16 protein-coding genes and 1 tRNA gene are annotated in these 20,910 nt (G+C 35.1%); 9 read left to right on the forward strand and 8 right to left on the reverse strand.

Annotated elements, in window-relative coordinates; translation table 11 throughout:
• Window positions 1-123: 123 nt before the first annotated feature.
• Complete coding sequence (locus AACZ49_RS15480; protein ID WP_339656784.1) at window positions 124-1,170, reverse strand: sterol desaturase family protein; 1,047 nt, start codon at window positions 1,168-1,170, stop codon at window positions 124-126.
• 207 nt (window positions 1,171-1,377) lie between these two features.
• On the opposite strand from AACZ49_RS15480, the gene AACZ49_RS15485 reads away from it, so the two are divergent.
• The 5 genes from AACZ49_RS15485 (at window position 1,378) to AACZ49_RS15505 (ending at window position 5,105) form a co-directional block, all read left to right on the forward strand.
• Window positions 1,378-1,530 (forward strand): hypothetical protein, encoded by a 153-nt coding sequence (locus AACZ49_RS15485; RefSeq protein WP_339656787.1) that lies wholly within the window; start codon window positions 1,378-1,380, stop codon window positions 1,528-1,530.
• A 27-nt stretch (window positions 1,531-1,557) separates the two neighbouring features.
• The gene (locus AACZ49_RS15490) at window positions 1,558-3,222 is read left to right on the forward strand and encodes a tetratricopeptide repeat protein (protein ID WP_339656789.1); all 1,665 of its coding nucleotides are present in this window, start codon (window positions 1,558-1,560) and stop codon (window positions 3,220-3,222) included.
• A gap of 3 nt (window positions 3,223-3,225) precedes the next feature.
• Window positions 3,226-3,891, forward strand: coding sequence for a response regulator (locus AACZ49_RS15495; RefSeq protein ID WP_339656791.1), 666 nt, complete (start codon window positions 3,226-3,228; stop codon window positions 3,889-3,891).
• Window positions 3,892-4,188: 297 nt separating this feature from the next.
• Window positions 4,189-4,659 (forward strand): hypothetical protein, encoded by a 471-nt coding sequence (locus AACZ49_RS15500; RefSeq protein WP_339656793.1) that lies wholly within the window; start codon window positions 4,189-4,191, stop codon window positions 4,657-4,659.
• A 215-nt stretch (window positions 4,660-4,874) separates the two neighbouring features.
• Window positions 4,875-5,105, forward strand: a complete 231-nt coding sequence (locus AACZ49_RS15505; protein ID WP_339656795.1) for a PH domain-containing protein — start codon at window positions 4,875-4,877, stop codon at window positions 5,103-5,105.
• A 342-nt stretch (window positions 5,106-5,447) separates the two neighbouring features.
• On the opposite strand, the gene AACZ49_RS15510 is transcribed toward AACZ49_RS15505, so the two are convergent.
• Together AACZ49_RS15510 and mce are read right to left on the reverse strand one after the other, a co-directional pair.
• Window positions 5,448-5,521, reverse strand: a tRNA-Ile gene (locus AACZ49_RS15510).
• Window positions 5,522-5,664: 143 nt separating this feature from the next.
• Window positions 5,665-6,069 (reverse strand): methylmalonyl-CoA epimerase, encoded by a 405-nt coding sequence (gene mce, locus AACZ49_RS15515; protein WP_339656797.1) that lies wholly within the window; start codon window positions 6,067-6,069, stop codon window positions 5,665-5,667.
• A gap of 65 nt (window positions 6,070-6,134) precedes the next feature.
• Here mce and rbfA point away from each other — a divergent pair, with 65 nt between their 5' ends.
• Both rbfA and AACZ49_RS15525 read left to right on the forward strand, forming a co-directional pair.
• The gene (gene rbfA / locus AACZ49_RS15520) at window positions 6,135-6,527 is read left to right on the forward strand and encodes a 30S ribosome-binding factor RbfA (RefSeq protein WP_079511534.1); all 393 of its coding nucleotides are present in this window, start codon (window positions 6,135-6,137) and stop codon (window positions 6,525-6,527) included.
• Between the two features lie 4 nt (window positions 6,528-6,531).
• Complete coding sequence (locus AACZ49_RS15525) at window positions 6,532-7,737, forward strand: FtsX-like permease family protein (protein WP_339656800.1); 1,206 nt, start codon at window positions 6,532-6,534, stop codon at window positions 7,735-7,737.
• Here the strand turns inward: AACZ49_RS15525 and dusB are convergent.
• Window positions 7,734-8,732 (reverse strand): tRNA dihydrouridine synthase DusB, encoded by a 999-nt coding sequence (gene dusB / locus AACZ49_RS15530; RefSeq protein ID WP_339656803.1) that lies wholly within the window; start codon window positions 8,730-8,732, stop codon window positions 7,734-7,736. The genes AACZ49_RS15525 and dusB overlap by 4 nt on opposite strands.
• A 283-nt stretch (window positions 8,733-9,015) precedes the next feature.
• On the opposite strand from dusB, the gene AACZ49_RS15535 reads away from it, so the two are divergent.
• Window positions 9,016-9,162 (forward strand): hypothetical protein, encoded by a 147-nt coding sequence (locus AACZ49_RS15535; RefSeq protein ID WP_339656805.1) that lies wholly within the window; start codon window positions 9,016-9,018, stop codon window positions 9,160-9,162.
• A 260-nt stretch (window positions 9,163-9,422) separates the two neighbouring features.
• Here the strand turns inward: AACZ49_RS15535 and AACZ49_RS15540 are convergent, their stop codons facing one another.
• Together AACZ49_RS15540 and AACZ49_RS15545 are read right to left on the reverse strand one after the other, a co-directional pair.
• Complete coding sequence (locus AACZ49_RS15540) at window positions 9,423-11,822, reverse strand: outer membrane beta-barrel family protein (protein ID WP_339656807.1); 2,400 nt, start codon at window positions 11,820-11,822, stop codon at window positions 9,423-9,425.
• Between the two features lie 96 nt (window positions 11,823-11,918).
• Window positions 11,919-14,324, reverse strand: a complete 2,406-nt coding sequence (locus AACZ49_RS15545; protein ID WP_339656809.1) for an outer membrane beta-barrel family protein — start codon at window positions 14,322-14,324, stop codon at window positions 11,919-11,921.
• Between the two features lie 203 nt (window positions 14,325-14,527).
• Here AACZ49_RS15545 and lepA point away from each other — a divergent pair, with 203 nt between their 5' ends.
• Window positions 14,528-16,324 (forward strand): translation elongation factor 4, encoded by a 1,797-nt coding sequence (gene lepA, locus AACZ49_RS15550; protein ID WP_339656811.1) that lies wholly within the window; start codon window positions 14,528-14,530, stop codon window positions 16,322-16,324.
• Here lepA and AACZ49_RS15555 read toward each other — a convergent pair.
• Window positions 16,321-18,180, reverse strand: a complete 1,860-nt coding sequence (locus AACZ49_RS15555; RefSeq protein WP_339656813.1) for a sodium:proton antiporter — start codon at window positions 18,178-18,180, stop codon at window positions 16,321-16,323. The genes lepA and AACZ49_RS15555 overlap by 4 nt on opposite strands.
• Window positions 18,181-18,239: 59 nt before the next feature.
• The gene (locus AACZ49_RS15560; RefSeq protein WP_339656815.1) at window positions 18,240-20,444 is read right to left on the reverse strand and encodes an amino acid permease; all 2,205 of its coding nucleotides are present in this window, start codon (window positions 20,442-20,444) and stop codon (window positions 18,240-18,242) included.
• Between the last annotated feature and the right edge of the window lie 466 nt (window positions 20,445-20,910).

Raw genomic sequence — 20,910 nt, forward strand, 5'->3', positions numbered from 1 at the left:
TCTAAGTCCGCAATCCTATAGGGTTGAAATTATTGAATTGTATGACGATTTTAATACTATTCGTAATTTATAAAGTGCGCAGAAGCCAATACCGAATAGTAAAATAAGAGGTTTTCATAAACCTTACTTTACAGAATTACCGTCTATTGGGTTAGGCTGCTCAACTTTTGAAGATGCATTATAGGCGGGATTATTCCGAAAAAACTCAGCTCTTGTAATTTTAGAGGTTTTATGGTCCCCTGTATGATTCCATCCTGGTGGCATAAAAAGGTACAATACTTTATTTTTTATTCCGGGAGCCCTCATTATATCTTTAAAAAGGGCAACAAATTCTCCAAAATAGACATCCATAAAATTACCCGAATCCATTTCTCTAGTAATGCCGTATTCTATTTTAATTTCTTTTTTCTCTTCTTGATATGTGCCAAACGCATGATCCCATATGTTGAGTAGATTACAGAAATTGGTGTCCATATATAATGGGTTTCGTGCATGATGAACACGATGGTGCGATGGTGTAAGCATAATTTTGTTCAAGAATCCAAATCGAGCATCTTTAACAAGATTTTCGCCAATATGAATGAAAGCCCCGTAGGTACCGTCTATAAACATAATCAAAAACAAAAGTTCTGGTTGTACACCGAACAAAATACAGACGGTAGTGCGTATGGTATCTGCATAAGGCGCCTCTAAAAAAAAGTGTGCATGGGTAACCGAAAGATTCATATTCTCCGGTGCATGATGTGTTGAATGAAGACACCAAAATAGGCGGACTTTATGGCCCCAATAATGATATAGAAAATGGGCAAATTCCCAAATGATATATCCATAAATGAACCAATACCAAGTCATGCTGGTCTGAAAAGGTGCAAAAGATTGAAATAGCCCAATGCATATAGTTACCATGGCAATGGCGATAAACCTACCAACAAACCTATTGAACACATAAATTAAAAAATTGACCTTGTATACTTTGGTGTCTGGCTTTTTATAGACTAGACCCAATATCAATTCTAAAATTAACAATAGTGGTATTATCGGATAGATTAGTGACACCACACCATCATAAGTTCTAAACTTACCGTAATCTCCTGCTTGCAGAATTTCCAAGGCATTGGAAATCCCTAAAAAACCAATTATTTCATTATAAAATGTCTCGAAAATTTCCATGAGTATTCCTTGTATTAAGCCTTACCGATATCCCAATGGTTCGTTGGTTTTAAACCAATAGATTCCTACTCCATTGTTAATGCTAAAAATTACAAATACTATTGATTCCATTAAATAACTTTAAAAACACTAAAGTCGAAAACAAATTCGACGAACAAGTGAGTGGGTTCGACCAATACTATACGAATTTGAAAAAATTAGATTAAAATGTTGATTATTTTATTTTCGGTAATCCTCAATTCAGCTTTTTTTTCGTGTAATCCTGAAAATTTAACAGAGGATGAAATTGAGCTACAAGCCTGCTGTAGTGATGGTGAAGACATTCCACCACCTCCACCACCTCCACCGCCAAACAATTAATAACTAATTTGTTTTTACATTAGAGGAATGAAAACTATTAAAATTTCATTTCTCTTTTTTTATACTATAAACTTAATGTTTGTGCTATGTACAGTGACCTTTTCATTTGCCCAAACAAAAATTGATAGTTCGCTATATTATTACAATGCGATAACAGCTCCGGAATTGCCGGAAAATCTTCCCTCCGCAATAAATTTCTATTCTAAAAAGAAACAACAAGATTTAAATAAAAAGGATACGCTTAACGCTATTAGAAATTTAAGGCTATTGGCTATGGGAGAATTTAAAATAGGTGATAATTATGATAGCGAAAATCACATCGTTGAAGCCCTAAAACTTATTGAAGCCATGGCTTTCAAAGATACCTTGATAAATGCCAGAGTAGGCTTATATAATCAATTAGGTCGAATATATAGAGCCTCACGAAATCACCCAGCCGCCCAAAATTCCTTTAACAAGGCTTTGGCTATCGCAAAAAAAGCAAAGGATAGCATCATTATACTTAATAATAAGGCAAATGTCTTCAAAGATGAACTCGATTATAAGAATGCCATTGATATCTATTCCATACTTTATCAAAAAAGTTTAAAGACCCAAGACAGTTTACAGATTGCCTTGGTACTGGATAATTTAGGCTATGTACAATCAAAAACAGATTCCCCTGATGCATTGGGCAACTTAAAAAAAGCATTGGACATAAGAAAGAATAAAAACTATTTGGTCGGGCTGCATTCAAGTAATAGCAATTTGGCAGCATATTATTTGGATAGAAACGATACCTCTCAAGCAAGAACATATTCGCAGAATGCCTTGAATTTGGCCAATACTATAAATAGCAGTTCCCTTAAACTCGACGCACTTTCACTCTTTATGCGATTGGACAAAAACCCCTATATTAATGAATATAAGCGTTTAGCAGATAGTACATACAATGTCAAACAACTTGCCGAAAACAAGAATGCCTATTTAAAATATAATGTAGCCGAGGAGCAAAAGAAAACCCAGGCTAGCCAATTATTACAAGAGGTAGAGTCCCGAAAACGTTTAATATATCAATTCTTGGCTTTGTTTATTCTACTGGCATTGATCGCTTCCTATTTTATATTTAGATATCGGTACAGAAAAGCAAAAATTGAAGAAGTCTATAAAACGGAAACAAGAATTGCCAAAAAAGTACATGATGAAGTGGCCAATGATATGTACAAGGTAATGATATCGCTTGAAAATAATCCCAGTATAGATGATGGTGTATTGGATGATTTGGAGAGGATCTATTCAAAAACTAGGGATATTTCTAAGGAAAATAGTGCTATTGACCTTAATCAAGATTACGCGCTACAATTAAACGATTTATTACTGGGATATAAGAACCAAAATGTAACCATTGTAACTCGTAATCTCTCAAAAATAGATTGGAAAGAAGTTTCGGAAATTAAGAAAACCGCAATTTACAGGGTCTTACAAGAATTAATGACTAATATGCGTAAACATAGTAAGGCTTCTTCTGTTGCTCTTGTTTTTACTCAAGTTGGTTCCAAAATTTTGATAAAATATAGTGATAACGGCATAGGATGTGACCTTTTTAAAAAAAATGGATTACAGAATACGGAATCCCGTATCGCATCAATAAATGGAACCATTAGCTTTGAATCAAAGAAAAATGACGGATTCAAGGCAACCATAATAGTATAGTACATGTTTAAGAAAGTTTTAATTGCAGAGGATATGGAAGACATCAATAAAGGTGTGCATACCCTTTTGACCGAACTAGGCGTAACCCAAATTAAACAAGTACAATATTGTGATGATGCCTACTTAAAGATTAAAAAAGGCGTATTGAACAATGAACCTTTCCAATTACTAATCACTGACCTGTCATTCAAAGCGGATCATCGTTCCCAAAAATATCCTTCGGGTGAAGTGTTGGTCGAAAAACTTAAAAGCGAGTTTCCTACTTTAAAGGTTATCGTCTATTCTGTTGAAGATAGGTTACAACCAGTACGGAATCTTTTCAACAAACATGGCATAGATGCTTACGTATGTAAAAGTAGGTCCGGGCTCAAAAACCTTACTATTGCCATTACCAAAGTATTTAGTGGCGTTACTTTTTTATCTAATGAAGTATCTAGTGCATTTAACAGTATCAACGAACTGGAAATAGATGATTATGATATTTCATTATTGGACAATCTTAGCAAAGGTCTTTCTCAAGAAGAAATTAGTGCGTTGTATATAGAAAATCATATTGTACCGGCCAGTTTAAGTAGTATTGAAAAACGACTGAACAAATTACGCATTCAATTCAATGCGCATAATGCCATTCATTTAGTGGCAATAGTTAAAGACCTTGGACTGATTTAATCTTTCATTTTATTAAAGTTTTCTTTCCCCTTACGGTTTTCCGTAAGGGGTTTTTATTTTAAGAGCTTAGGTTTGAATTATGAATCAAAAAATCTATGAAAATAACTTTGGGCCAGCCTATTGGAGAAGGTGATCGGGGGAAATATCTGACTCCGTAGGTTAGGTCTATAAATAAAAATAAAATCTAAAAAATAAAGTCAGAATAAGCCGAAAAGGGACTATAAATGGAAGTAGGCAAACATTAATAAATATTTTAAAATGATTAAAAAATCTTACTTCAAAATGACAGCTATTCTTATGGCAACATCAATTCTTTTTTCAAGTTGTGCTTCTATTGTAAGTAAAGCCAGTTATCCTATATCAATTAACAGTGCCCCTAGCGAAGCTAAGATTGTTATTAAAGACAAAAAAGGTATTGAAATCTTCGCGGGACAAACACCTGCAACACTAAAGCTCAAATCAGGGAGCGGATTTTTTGGAAAAGCACGATACCAAGTATCTTTTAATAAAAATGGGTACGATACCAAAACTGTTCCGGTTGAATTCAAACTTGACGGATGGTATTTTGGAAACTTACTTTTGGGCGGAGTATTGGGAATGCTAATCATTGACCCTGCAACTGGTGCGATGTATAAGTTAGATACTGAATTCCTAAATGAAACCTTAGTACAATCTACTGCGAGTATAGAGAATAAGGAACTAAAAGTTTACACTTTAAATGAAATACCAACGGATTGGACTAACCATTTGGTGGAAGTAGCCAAGTAAAAAACTAGCCCGTAACATCTTCTCATTGCATTCCGGTGTTACGGGCTTAATTAAACGTTAGTACAGATAAACAAAGAATAATTCTTAAAGACCTTAAAGCATCTTTTTAAAGGCTGCCAATAACGTAATTCAATTTAAATATGGAAGTCGAATTGAGCTTCATGAGTTTTTTTTGATAATTAAAAAAGTAAGATTTTTCATTTTTAACTTTAAATATGGATCTGATTGTATCTTTTAGTGTAACCCAGTTGTTGCCAGTTGATGTAGCTCAGAGCAAGTTTGGTGATTTTTTAAGAAGTGATGAAAAAATATTAAGCGCACATACGCATACAAGAGATAAAATTATTTTTACAGACAGACAATTAATTTGTTTTGATGTTCAAGGAATTACTGGTTCAAAAAACAATCGCGCTTTTTCCCATATTCAAAAATCATCAAAACCTTAACTCTAATGATAACTATTTAAATATGAATTCTAAGGAAAGAATAATACGGTTTGCGTTGGTAATTCTCCTCTGCACTTGTTTGATAGTGGGCACTTTATCCTTATTAAATGTTTTATTTATGTAATTATCCTTTAGTTGGAAAGGACAGACATAGTATACCACCCCCGCCGGATTAAAGTGAGCATAGCAATATTTATTTCAAACCCTTTTATAGCATAGTCTGAAACGATTTTTTAAGTGGTTCAAAAAAATCCGTTTTCAGTGGTTCACTTTGACGGTGCTTCCTCATTGCATTAAACGAAAAAATCCAACCTAATTTAATAGACTGGATTTCTTAAAAAGTGGTCCCACCTGGACTCGAACCAGGGACCACCTGATTATGAGTCAGGTGCTCTAACCAGCTGAGCTATAGGACCGGTTATAATTCAATATTTTCAGCTTTGTAAACTCTTATTTCGATTAAAATCGATAGAGACTGGCGCTCAAACCAGATACAAAACCCGCGAATTGCGGATGCAATATTACCACTTATTTTTAATCGACACAAACAAAATAACAGCTACTTATCGATTTCTTGACACAACTCTATCAACACACCATTAGCACTCTTGGGATGTACAAAGACAACCCATTTATTATCCGCTCCTTTTTTCGGCTTTTCATTCAACAACATAAAACCTTCTCTCTTTAAACGTGCCATTTCCTCAACAATATCATCGACCTCAAAAGCTACATGATGTATGCCTTCACCTTTCTTTTCCAAAAATTTGGCGATTGGTCCGTCTGGGCTGGTTGATGCCAATAATTCAATCTTATTTGGTCCGCTTTTAAAGAAAGATGTGTTTACCCCTTCCGAAGCAACTTCTTCCTGTTTATAAGGGGACACACCCAATAATTTCTCAAAAAGTGAATTGGAATCTTCCATGTTCTTCACTGCAATACCTAAATGTTCAATCTTTTTCATGTCTTATTTGCTTCAGTATGCATCACATAAGGGTTAAGATACATTTTAATATGTATTTTTGCAGTATGGAAACGCAAAGACAACGTAAAATAGCTGGGGTTATTCAAAAAGATATTGTAGATATTCTACAAAAAGCTGCCATTGATGGCGGGCTACGTAATACCCTAATCTCAGTATCTAAGGTTGCAGTGACTACAGATTTATCTATCGCGAAAATTTATCTAAGTATTTTTCCGAACGATAAAGCAGCTGAATTAATGGAGGGTATTAAATCGAACCAACCCTTAATTAAACACGAACTTTCGCAGCGTACCAGAAACCAGTTACGTAGGGTACCAGAATTATTATTCTATTTAGACGATTCGTTAGATTATATCGAGAATATTGAAAAGTCTTTAAAACGCGAAGAAAATCCTATCGAGAACAGAGATCTGCTACCTAAGCGCAAAAAGTCCTGATCGTTTGAATTTTACTCTCTATATCGCCAAAAGGTATGTACGTTCAAAAAGTACCCAGAACGCGGTCAACATCATTAATTTTATTACCTTTTTAGTTATTGTTATCGGTTCTGCCGCATTGTTTATTGTGCTTTCGGCCTTCGCCGGATTAAAAACCTTTAGCCTATCGTTTACCGAATCTTTTGACCCACAATTAAAAGCGCTTCCCGTTGCCGGGAAAACTTTTACCTTATCTCCCGAACAAGAAGAACGTTTACATAACATAGAAGGTCTCGCCTTTTACTCTAAAGAACTAGAGGAAAAGGTTTCTTTAGAACACAAGGGTAAAAATCATATTGCCTACATAAAAGGTATAGATAGTAATTATAGAAAAGTTACCGGAGTAGATAGTGTTCTTTTCTATGGGAATTGGATTATAAATGAATCGCAAGTCGTTGTCGGCGCAGGTATCACAAACATTTTAGGGCTAACCGTTAATGAATTTCTAAGTCCGTTGCAGATTTATGCTTTTAAGCCAGGTAAGGGTTCTATATCGCAACAAAGTATTTCATCTCTATATAACCAATTACCCGTTGTTGTAAGTGATGTATATGGCGTGGAAGCTGATTTGGATAACAAATATGTATTTGCCGATTTACGATTGACTCAGGCTTTGTTAGAAAAAGACTCCTTGGAGGTATCCGGTATCAATTTTAAAACGGATGATGGCGTCGAACCTAGTTCGGTTCGTTCAGAAATTCAGGCTATTTTAGGTTCTGGTATTGAACTAAAGAACCGTCAGCAGCTAAACAGTACCTTATACAAAATGCTGAACACCGAAAACGTTGCTACATACCTCATATTTACCCTTGTGCTTATTATTGCCCTTTTTAATGTAGTAGGTGCAATTATTATGATGATTTTAGACAAGCAACAGAATTCTAAAACCCTTTACAGCCTAGGTACGACCATCAAAGAATTACAACGTATTTACTTTTTACAAGGAGTTTTGGTTACTGGTTTTGGCGGATTAATCGGTGTGCTTATTGGGGTCCTAATCGTATGGTCGCAACTTGCATTCGGCTGGTTGAGAATAACCCCGTCTCTAGCCTACCCTGTAAAGTTTGAGTTCATCAATATTACCATTGTACTTGCAACCATACTTGTGTTGGGTATTATCGCATCTAAAATTGCCAGTAGCCGAATCAATAAAAAATTAATTGAGGCTTAGATTAAATTAAACTCGTAATCTCCAAACTTTTCCATCACCTCATCAAAGGCTGCAAAAACCGATGCAGAATCATCGCTAGTAACCATTTTCATGCGATGTTCCTTAAAATTAGGTATGCCTTTAAAGTAATTGGTGTAATGTCTTCGTGTCTCGAAAACACCCAAAATTTCACCTTTCCAATCAATCGACATTTGTAAATGACGACGGGCGGCATCAACGCGCTCTTCCATGGTAGGCGGAGCTAAATGCGTTCCGGTTTCAAAAAAGTGTTTTATTTCTCTAAATATCCATGGATAACCAATACTGGCACGGCCAATCATAGCACCATCCAAGCCGAATTCATCGCGCATTTTTAATGCTGCTTCGGGTGTGTCAACATCACCATTACCAAATACAGGGATGTGCATTCTTGGGTTGTTCTTCACTTCTCTAATAGGGTCCCAATTGGCATTGCCCTTATACATTTGTGCCCTTGTGCGCCCATGAATGGATATTGCTTTGCATCCAACATCTTGCAGGCGTTCTGCAACCTCAACAATTTTAATTGAATCATCGTCCCAACCTAATCTGGTTTTTACCGTGATGGGCAGATTACTATGCTCGACCATAGCTTTGGTCAAAGAGACCATCAAGTCAATATCTTTTAGAATACCGGCACCCGCTCCTCGTGAAACTACTTTTTTTACCGGGCAGCCAAAATTGATATCAATAATATCTGGCTTCGATTTTTCTACAATCTCTACAGATTGCAACATACTTTCTAAATTAGCGCCGAAAATCTGAATACCTACTGGGCGTTCTTTCTCATAGATATCTAGCTTCATAACGCTTTTTGCAGCATCACGAATCAATCCTTCAGAAGATATGAATTCGGTATAAACCACATCGGCTCCCTGCTCTTTACAAAGGGCACGAAAAGGCGGGTCGCTTACATCTTCCATAGGTGCTAAAAGCAATGGAAAATCAGGCAGTTGTATGTCTCCTATTTTAGGCACTGTCTATTTAATTTTGGGATGCAAAGTTATATAAAAATACGAGAAGGTCATTATTAGGCTATTTAGATAAACTTAATGGTTTTGAGCCCCTTTCTGGACGATTAAATGTTTGTTTCTAGAAAGAATGTAAATTAGTACAACTACCTGGTCTTCGACCGCGCTTTGATTGACATCATAAATTGTATCTGCTTATTGTCCGCCTGCCATTTGAACCCATTGTGTTTGGTGTAAAATGGAAGATGAAGTAGATGCTTAAACACGTTTCATTAATCCTGATGATTTATTGAACGATGGAAAAAATACGATCATTTATGAGCAATTGCATGGTAAAATGTCCGAGCTCTTTAGCACAGGGAATTCTGTTGAAAAAGCCTCTGAAAACCTTAAAAGCATTAGTGCTGTTTACCTGAAATCGATGCCCCAGAATTAGGCTACGATAACTTATTTAGAATCATCATCATGCAATTTATAGATACCCATAATTTTGATGTACTCGCCATAAAAAAATTATGTGTTCATATTGTGAATAAAGATTATAAAATAAACCCTTTTAAAACCATGACCCTTTTTTATAGGGATGATAAGATTGAGCGATCGAAAGAACTACAAAATGAAATGATATGATTTTAGCAGGTGTCTACCTCTTGGTAAGTCTGGGTGTTTGTAGCACCATGATGTCTTAAAATAATACTACAAACGTCTGCCTTCTTCGGTATTTTTCCTTTTGTAATTATCCCTTATTTTGGTGTTGCCGAATTTGTACCTGAAACCGGCAATGAATAATCTATTCTCCCATCTAGAATATGTACTGTTACTCTGGTCAAGATAGTTTCTTGTTCCATATATACCCCCATCATTAAACATATCCTCTACTGCCAAAGAAATACTCGCGGCTTTGCCCCATATTGTTTTGCGTAAGGATAAGCCCATTTTGCCAAAAGAAGAATATCTAGTATTTCCACTAATACGTGGTGAAAAATGAATGTAGGTCAAATCTGCATATAGCGATCTGTCACTTAAAAAGGTAAAACTATTGGTGGTTCGGGTATGCGTGGTCCAAATAGCGTTTTCTACAATGGTATTGGTGTTTAAATCTGTGAAGCTATCCTTATCATAATAATGACTGATCAATAAAAATAAATTCCAAAAAGAGGTAATATCTTTGGAAACGCTCACATCTGCACCATAGTAATTATTCGATTCTAGATTAATGTACTGTGTGCGTATGATATTTGTAGTATTATCTTGAAACACTTGTTGTGATTGTTCATTATATTTTTTTCCTGCAAACAACACTAACTTATACGCTTTATCATAAACATAATCGAACTGAACATAATCTCTATATGCTGGCTTCAAATTTGGGTTGCCTTCTATTATAGAATTTGCCGATAAATAATATTGAAACGGATTTATAGTATTATATCTAGGTCTTGTGATTCTTCTATACGACTTTAAATAAAACGCATTCTTATCGATTGTATAAGATAAGGCCATTGTCGGAAACCAGTTCATATATGAATTGGTTTTTGCTTCTGATCCAGTATTTAATTCACCCTTGGTATCTGTATATTCTGCTCTTAAGCCTACGTTCAATTTCCAATTTTCCCAGCTGTTATTAAAACTAACATACCCTGCATAAATTTTTTCATCGTAATTAAAAATTCCTGATTCCGTTAAACCTATTCCTTCAATATTTTGATCAAAACCAGATTGAACTATGCTTGCCTCAGAATTAATTGAGGCATACCTTAACCCTGTCTCCATCGTCGAATGTTCCCCGAGAGGTTGTGTAAGATCGGTTTGTGCACTATATAGATTTATGATTTGATTTGACATAATATTAAAGGTATCTTCCACAATAAACTCAGATTCACCTTCTAAAAAATTATTATTCAATTCTTGATTTATTTTGTAATCATAATACGTGAAATGGGTATTGAAAGAAAGCGCTGCTCCCTTTTTGTTTAATTTATGTACCCAATCTAAATAATAAGCTGTATTTAAAACATCTTTGTTAGAAATATTAAAGCCTGTTAAAAGTGCTGTAGTGGCTCCATTCGTATCTTCTATTTCAGTTTCTGATGTATAATTAGTAATGACATTTGGAGAGTAGCTGTTGTTTGATGTTAGACTTATGGTATTCTTTTCATCTAATTGCACATCTAGAAACAGGTTTAGGGTATGACTTTTTCCCTTGGAAATAGATTTCTGTTCTGCCGTCCAAGTTTCACTCGCTTGCTTATTTTCAAAAAAATTGGTGATGTCTGTATATCTCGTCCAATCTCTATTATGGCCAAAACTATAATTCGTAGAGAAATCCAACTTCTTACTTTTAAAGAAATGATCCATACCCAACGTGTGTTTGGGTAAAACGCCCTGGGTATATCGGTTGAATACTGAACCATTATAGCCTGAGACCAAATTTCTCTTCATTATAATATTAATCAATAATCCGCCTTCGGCACTGTATTTTGCTGGTGGACTAGTAATTACTTCTATAGATTCAACATTACCCGCCGAGTTGCCAGAAAGCAAATTCATAATATCTTCTTCTGGCAAATTAATTCGTTTACCATTGATCATGATATTCACATTCGAACTACCGTTAACCAACAATTTATTATTCATAACCATAACACCTGGTGTTCTCTTTAGTACACTCCAGATATCATTATCAGAAAGGGCGGTATTCTCAATATTAAATACATGGCGGTCTGCCATATTTTCTAATACTGGTTTCCTTTGCGTAACCACAACCTCGTCTAATTGCTGCGCACTATTTAAAACAAGGGTTTCAATATTTATATCTTTGGTCAATTGAATTAAAGGACTTTCTATGGTGTTTTCTATGTAGCTAGCAATTATCCGATATGTACCTTCTTTAATAGCCGAAAATTGATAAAAACCATTATCATTGGATACGGTGCCTTTTATAAAATCGCCTTCTTGAGTCAATAAAAGAACATTTACCAATACCATTGGCTTTTTGTTTTCATCTAAGACCAAACCTGTAAGTTCAAATTCTTGAGAATACACAAGAGAAGCTATCAAGCTAAAAAGCAAGGTGGCAAAGAAATTATTAATCATTTAGTTGGTTGTAGGAACTAAAAATAGGCAAGTTATTCGGAAATATCTTACGTAAACGTTTAAATTTTAACAGGAAAAAATTCTAACTTATTTTAACTAGTTATCTAACCGCTCCCGCTCTGTTTTTTCAACACTTCTTTGATTATCCTCTAGCCTAAAATTCCCAAAATTATACGTGAACCCAAACTTCACGTATTGCGTTTCCGGTGCAGCTAAATAACGGTTGTCTTGATTTAAATACTTAGAAGAAACATAGGTATTGTATTTTCCTAAAAGATCATTTGCGCTTACACTAACCACGGCCCTGTTCTTCATAAACGACTTTCTCAGTCCCAATGTTAAATTGGTAGATTGTTCTTGAATATAAGACCCCTGTAAATAGCCTGACATATAAACAAAGCCCAATTCTCCTTTAAAAGTACCGTCATTAGAAAGAGTTACATAATTAGTTAAATCGACATAAGCACCGTTGAATTCATTCTTAAAAGAAAAGGCATCACTTTCTAAGGCAATAAAAGTTTCATCTTCATGAAAAAGTGAAATATAACTATACAAGTACCAGTTATTAGTGATAGACTTACCGTAAGTAAAATCAAGACCAAAGGAAGTACTTGCAAGTACGTTTTGGGTAATATCCCTTAAAACTAAATTTTCATTGTCTTGAAATGTAAGTGTGGAAATATAACTACCATTATCTCTATAATAGAAATCAAAAAAATATTCTTGATTAAGCGTATAATTCAAATTAAAATTATGACTGAAGCTAGGAGTTAGGTTTGGGTTACCCTCTTCAAAGGTTCGTTCATTTATATACGTTCTAAACGGATTTAAATCATCATATCTAGGTCTTTTTAATTTTCTAGAATAATCTATAGAAAAGCTATGGTGTTCATTAATATTGCGGAGTAAATACAATGAGGGAAACAGTTCAAAATAGTTTAGGTTGTTGATAGTAGAACTATTTTCTGAAATACCTGAACTTTCTGTCTGCTCTGCTCGTAACCCCGTTTTTAAGCTCCATTTTTCCCAATCTTTTGAAAAACTTAAGAACGCCGCTAATACATTTTCATCGTAGATATAATCATCAGATAAGTTCGGTATAAATTCTGGTCCATTATTTCGAAGAATATAGTCTAAGCTACTTTCAGAATTGATAAATGACCCTTTAACTCCTGTTTCAAAAAAAACGCTTCCCAAATTATCATTATAATCTAATTGAACTGTTTTAATTTCTATTTGTTGATTTGCATTGGTTGAAAAATTAAAATCACGAATAAATGAACCATTGGGCAAGAAGTAATTAGAATTCACATCTTGCGATCTATCAAGGTCAAAGTATGTGTAGTGGGCATTTAAATTTAGATTTCCACTTTCCTTAAATTTATGTTTATAGGTTAGATCCCCAGAAATATTATTTTTTATTTCATTTAAGTAGCTATCCGTAGTAAATGTAGAATCTATAATACCCAAACCATTTTTAATGGTGGTATTCTGAAAAAAGTCGGACTCTCTTTTAGGCTGTAGTTGTACGTTAGAAGTTAGGCTAAGGCTATTGTTGTCATCGAAATCATAATCTATAACAAGGCCCGCGCTATGCGTATTGCTTCGAATGATTTGGTCAAAATTAGTATCCCATATTGAAAAGATGCCTGTGTCATTATTATAATTAGTAGTACTCAGTGTATTCTTAAATTCCTTTTTTGGAGCAAAATTGTAGCTAGCGTTCACATTAAGTTTATCGGTCTTATAAAAATGGGAAGTGCCAAAATTATATTTTGGGAAAACGCCTTGGGTATACCCTGCATTGATGTTTCCCTTATACCCAAGAGATACATTTTTACTGGTAATGATATTTAAAATTGATCCTCCTTCGGCATCATAACTTGCTGGAGGGTTGTAGATAACCTCAACCGATTTTATATTTTCTCCTTGATAATTCTCTAAAAGATTTCTAACCTCTTCTGATGACAATTGTACTTTACGGTTGTTAACATAAACAGTAGTAGCACGATTACGAACCTTTAGTTCATCGTTCATTACAATTACCCCAGGTGTTTGACTTAAAATATCCCATGAACTGTTTTGTGAAATCACGGTATTTTCCACGTTAAAAACAATACGATCTACCTTGCGTTCTACTACAGGTCTGTTGCTAGTTACGGTAACCTCATTAAGCTCCTCTGCCTGCTGTTCTATAATTAAAGCTCCAATTTTTGTGTCTTTTATAATCTCTAACGCTAGATTATTTGACATCTGCCCCACGTAAGATGCCTTTAAAAAATAGAGTCCTTCAGAGATGTTTGTAATAGAAAAAATTCCGTTCTCATCGGCTGATGTTCCCTTAACCAAGGTAGAATCTGTAACATTCAAAAGAAAAACAGAAGCAAATGCAACAGGTTCTTGAAATTGATCTTTAACCTCACCTTCTAATTCATAGGTTTGACTAAGCGCACAATCAGATATACCTATGGTAAAGATTAAAATCGCAAATAATAGTTTCAATAGTAACTTGGGTTGAATTTCAAATCTAATTAAAAAAACGTTGTAATCCTTTACAAATTATGTAATCCAAAGAAAAGGCAGCATCTATAAATTGGCGATTACACTCAAGCTTAGCGCTATAAATTAGATTATATTTGCAATTGCTCTTTAAAGCCGGGTACTATTCTTGGTTTAAAACTGCCACTATTATTACTATTACCGCTATGAAAAACATTAGAAATTTCTGCATTATTGCACATATTGACCATGGTAAAAGCACCTTGGCCGACCGACTATTAGAGTTTACCGGCTCGGTTACCGATCGAGAGAAAAAGGAGCAATTATTAGATAGCATGGACCTTGAAAGAGAGCGTGGTATTACTATAAAAAGTCATGCCATACAGATGGATTACACCTATAAGGGTGAACAATATATTCTAAACCTTATTGACACTCCTGGTCACGTAGATTTCTCATATGAAGTTTCTAGGTCTATTGCGGCCTGTGAAGGTGCGTTATTGGTAGTAGATGCGGCACAAAGTATACAAGCCCAAACCATTTCTAACCTTTACTTGGCTTTAGAGAATGACCTTGAAATTATACCTGTTTTAAACAAGGTTGACTTACCAAGCGCCAACCCAGAAGAAGTTACCGATGATATCGTTGATCTATTAGGCTGTAAAGCAGAAGAGGTAATACCCGCAAGTGCAAAGACCGGTATTGGTATTGAAGAAATTTTAAGTGCTATTATTGAGCGAATTCCTGCCCCAAAAGGAAACCCTGATGAATCATTACAAGCCTTGGTTTTTGACTCTGTTTACAATCCTTTTAGGGGAGTAGAAACCTATTTTAGAGTGGTAAATGGCTCTATTAAAAAAGGACAAAAGATAAAATTCGTAGCTACGGATAAAAGCTATTATGCAGATGAGGTTGGTACGCTTAAGCTTATACAACATCCTAAGAAAGAAATAAAAGCAGGTGATGTAGGATATTTGATTACGGGTATTAAAGATGCACGTGAAGTAAAAGTTGGAGATACGATTACCGATTCTGCTCATCCAACAAAGAACCCTATTGCAGGTTTTGAAGATGTAAAGCCAATGGTATTTGCTGGTATTTACCCTGTAGACACCGAAGATTTTGAAGAATTAAGGTCTTCAATGGAAAAATTGCAATTAAACGATGCCTCTTTAGTATTCGCTGCTGAAAGTAGTGCTGCGCTAGGTTTTGGTTTCCGTTGTGGATTCTTAGGAATGCTTCACATGGAAATCATTCAAGAACGTTTAGAGCGTGAATTTGATATGACGGTGATAACTACCGTTCCCAACGTAAGTTACCATGCCTTTACCAGAAAGGATCCTGATGTTCCCATGATCGTAAACAATCCTAGTGATTTACCTGATCCTTCTACCATAGACCGTGTAGAGGAGCCTTATATTAAGGCAACAATAATAACAAAATCGGATTTTGTGGGTAATGTAATGTCTCTTTGTATTGAAAAGAGAGGACTTATTACCAACCAAACCTATCTGACCACAGAACGTGTAGAGCTTAATTTTGATATGCCTTTGGCTGAAATCGTTTTTGACTTCTATGATCGATTAAAAACTGTGTCCAAAGGATATGCTTCTTTTGATTATACCCCTATTGGTATGCGTCCATCTAAGTTGGTGCGTGTAGATATTTTATTAAATGCCCAACCGGTAGATGCACTTTCTGCGCTTATCCATTTTGATAATGCCACCACTATTGGTAAAAAGATGTGCGAAAAGTTAAAGGAACTTATCCCAAGACAGCAATTTGATATTCCAATACAGGCAGCCATTGGGTCTAAAATTATTTCCAGAGAAACTATTAAAGCATTACGAAAAGATGTAACCGCAAAATGTTATGGTGGTGATATATCTCGTAAGCGTAAGCTATTGGAAAAACAGAAAAAAGGTAAGAAGAGAATGCGCCAAGTTGGTAATGTGGAAATTCCACAAGAAGCTTTTATGGCCGTACTTAAACTGAACGACTAAGAGGTTTTTTTTACGACCTCTTTTTCTTGTCTTTCAGACGGAAATATTTTGCCCAAATATACTAATTTATAGCCCACCTTGATATCTGTAAAATCTTTGCTGAAGGCTGTAATTATCTCTATATTCCCTTCAAGATCTTTAAGGAATAAAGGTACAATATCAGCGTCGGCCTTGGTAATTTCTATCAACCCTTTGTAATGTTCTGTGTCATGAAGTTCAATTTCATGTATCGCAGGAAATTTTCTAGCTGCTTCCGTTAGTTTAATAAAATCATCTGTATGAGAAAATAGCCCCTCTTTTGGATTGTTCTCCGGATCGGCCATTTCATCGGCATCTACCAACCTAAACGAACCGTTTTCACCAAATATATCTTGAAATTTATTGATAGCGTATTTATTGATGTCAGAATTACCTGTAAGAGCCATCATATAACCAATATCGTTAAGCTCTATATTATCTGTTAAACTATCCGAATAAATATTGGCAGAAATTGCTTCCAATCCTAATTTATTAGCCTTATCAATGTTTGATTGATTATTGTCTATTAATACAACATGCCTATCATTCTGATGTAAATATGCGCCTATTAACCTCGATGCTTTTGATGCTCCTAAAATCAATATGCCTTCTGATTTTTTAAGAAAAACCCCAATTAATTTTGCAAACAATCGAGCAGTTGTGGCATTCAATAGAACTGTACCTAAAACAATCATAAAAACCAAAGGCGTAATGTACTCTGCACCTGGCTCTCCTCGTGATAATAATTTTGATCCAAAAAGAGAGGCAATACCTGCTGCAACAATACCTCTGGGACCAACCCAGCTTATGAATAGCTTTTCGTTAAGTTTTAAATTAGACCCTATTGAACTTAAGAAAACACCAAGCGGCCTAATTAATAACACTATGGACAAGAATAAGCCCAAGGTTTTCCATGTATAAATTAATTCAAGGTCTACAATATTTATATTGGCTGCAAGTAATATGAACAATATCGAAATTAGAAGAATACTCAAAGATTCCTTAAAATAAAGCAACTCTTTGATATTTGGCAAATTTGTATTTCCCATAACCATCCCCATAACCACTACTGCCAATAAACCCGATTCATGGGCAAAAACATCGGACATTACGAAAACGCCCAATACTACAGAAAGTGTGACAACATTAAGTAAATAATGCGGTATAAAGCTCTTCTTAATCAAAAAAGTAAGTGCATGCGCAAATGTAAAACCAAACGTAAAACCGAATAATAAGATTTTACCGAACTCCACTAATGCCGTCATGGTATATGCCTCACCTTCGCCTACACTAATAAACTCATAAACCAAAACAGCTGCTAATGCCCCGATAGGATCGATTAGAATCCCTTCCCATTTCAAAATTGCAGACACATCTTTTTTAAGCGGAATATTTCTCAGAATTGGAGTAATAACCGTTGGGCCCGTTACAATAATTAAAGCAGAGAATAAAAAACACAACTGCCATGAAATACCGAATAGAAAATATGCTGCTAAAGCCGCCCCAAAAAACGTAGTAACACTTCCTAAAGTAATTAATTTAGTAATTACCGGGCCAATACTTTTAATCTCAGAACGCTTAAGGGTTAGTCCACCTTCAAAGAGTATAATACTTATCGCAAGAGAAACAAAATAATATAAACTCTCTCCTGGGAAAAGTCCTTTTGTGCCGTTCCAAATGGGCTCTATTATTTTGGAGCCATCTTCTGTATATAGCGTTGATATAGGCCCTACCAAAAGACCTATTAAAATTAAGGGTAGAATAGCAGGTAATTTAAAACGCCATGCCACCCACTGTGCAATAATTCCAAGAATAATAATGCCTGCCAGTTCTATCATAGAGGAATTTAGGTGAAATTAAAAAAGTTAACCGCTGCTAAAATACGCTTTTTGTTAAATCAATGGTCCTTCATGGTAAGACGTAATACGGAACATGCGCTTTTTTCAGTATACATATCTTTGCCTGTACCAAATAAGATACTTAGCCAATTATCTTTTTGGGGAGTTCCCAAAATAAGAAGGTCATAACTAGCCGAAATTTTAGAAATAGCCCCAATTGTATCATTACTTCTTTGGATTAAAACCGTAGAAGTAACAGGCACCTTTAATAATAACTTCTTGGAATTCTCTTGCAAATCCTCTATCTCATCATTCGAAGAATGTTCTGGAACAACATGTAAAAGGGTTAATGAGGCATTGTAAAATGCGCATATACGGTCTGCAACGGCAATAAAATTTTTGTCCTTTCTACCAGGTCGTAATGCCAACAACACTTTGCCAATATGTCTAACACCAACATCCTTAAAAAGTGCAAAATCTGAATTTATATGCGTAAGCAACCAACCTATCGGATTGCTAACTAAAATGCCACTGTGAGCGCGACCGTTCCAGCCCATAACTAACCAATCACAATTTGTCTGATCACTTAATTCATGAATAGTGTCAGAAATTTCATGGGTTACGGCGGCTTCAAAATCTATCTTCAGGTTTCTTGTAATCGCCAATTGTGAAATACGCCTTTCCAAGGAAACTATTTTAGGGTTTTCCTCTACCATGGCATCTAAAAAGGTTTGGTTGGGTACCTCCGTTATATTTACCGCTTGTATTTTATCCCGCTTATTGATGGCCGCTGCAATTTCTATCAACATTTCTGGTGATTGTTCATTGCCCAGTAAAGGTACTACAACCCCAGCATCTGAGGCCAATTTACCATCCAAGTTCTGCATAATACCAGACTGATTGTTCCTATAGGTAATCTGCCCTTTTTGCTTTCGCCTATAAAAAAGATAAAGTGCAGGTCTATGTCCATATTTTCTTAATATTCCGGTTCTTGTGGCGTTCTTTCCAAAATAAAAATAAATAAGAAACCCTATTATTAAAATAGCGATAATGGCCAATAAGGGCCCTAGCCCTAAAAGAATCAAAAGCCCTACGCCACTAAAAATTCCGAACAACTGAACAAAAGGATAAAGCGGAGATTTATAAGGCGGTGCATACCATTGCGCAGATGTTTCCCGTAAAACGATTACACATGCATTTACCAAAATAAACATCATAACCATAAAGGCGCTTGCCAATTTTGCTATTTTTTCCACATCCAAAAATAAAATTACCAAAGCCATTGCTAGGCAAGTCATTGCAATAGTAACAACTGGAGTTAAATATTTAGAATGTATTTTGGCCATGAAGTCTGGCAATAACTGGTCCCTTGCCATGGCAAAAGGAAATCTAGAAGCGGCCAAAACTCCTGAATTTGCCATGGAAATTAATGTAATGATCCCAACAAAAGCGGCTAAATAGCCAACTATACTACCTCCCAATAAATTTGCAATCGTATAAATGGGTTTTATATCGGTCTTTAAGTTGGCCATGGGTAGGTTACCGACCAGAACAAAGGCAACGAATACATAAATCGAAGTCATTATAAATAAGGACAAAATCATGGCCCTTGGCAAATTTTTACTAGGGTTTTTAATTTCACCGGCAATGGCGGCTACTTTGGTAACTCCAGCATAGGAAATATATACAAAAGCAACTGTGCTAAAAAGCCCTATGTTACCATTCAATAAAAAAGGATCCAAAAGTTTTGTAGAAGTTTTAGGGAGTCCAAAAATTAAAATCAGGGCAAGGGTAATAAGACTTATAGAAACAATTACAATCTGCACTTTGCCTACCTTTTTAACACCTAGAATATTTAAGAAAAGAATGGCAATTAAAAAAATAAGGGCTACATATTTTGTAAACCCAGCTTCTATATTCACCAGGACAGTTAAATAAGCACCAAAACCTACTAGTGCAAAGGCACTTTTAAGCAAAAGCGACAACCAAAGACCTATACCCGCGATAGTACCAAAAAGTGGCCCGAACGCTCTTTCTATGTATACATAGGTACCTCCGGACGATGGCATAGCCGTTGCCAATTCAGATTTGGATAATGCAGCCGGTAAGATACAAATAGCGGCCAGTAAGTAAGCCAACCATACTGAAGATCCTGTTTTAGCCGCGGCAAGTCCTGGAAGTACAAAAATACCACTCCCCAGCATACCACCTATGCTAATGGCAATAACCGAGATTAAGGATAAACTACGTTCTAATTTTTTCAAATTTTGCCAAGTTGGGGTCTAAAAATAGTCTTTTAATATAGAACAGTGAATTTTTAAACGTAATAGCTATTCACTTGGTTATTCCAATTTTAGGCTATTTATAATAATCAACTTTATTCAAAAAGTTATGGTTAAACCATTTTTTGGAATGGTTAATACTGTTAACAAAAAAATATAAATAATAGATTGAAAAAAAAGCTAATTTTACCGAACTAAATCATTATATTTTATATTTATAGGCCACCGAATATTTGAATTGCACAAAAGTTAATTGCGTAATTGTTGAAGTAATAAAAGAAGTAGATAGTTGAATTCTTTTTTTTGGCGTACTTAAAGAAAACAACCGTTAGTTCATAAAAACTTTATTAAAAAGCCAAAAAATATTAGGCTACAACTCTTCCTTTTAAAAAAAATCTGATTGTCCGCAAGCACTCATAATTTAAAAATACTTGTTATTTTTGTAAAA

The organism is uncultured Maribacter sp. (genome assembly GCF_963975365.1).
GTDB lineage: Bacteria > Bacteroidota > Bacteroidia > Flavobacteriales > Flavobacteriaceae > Maribacter.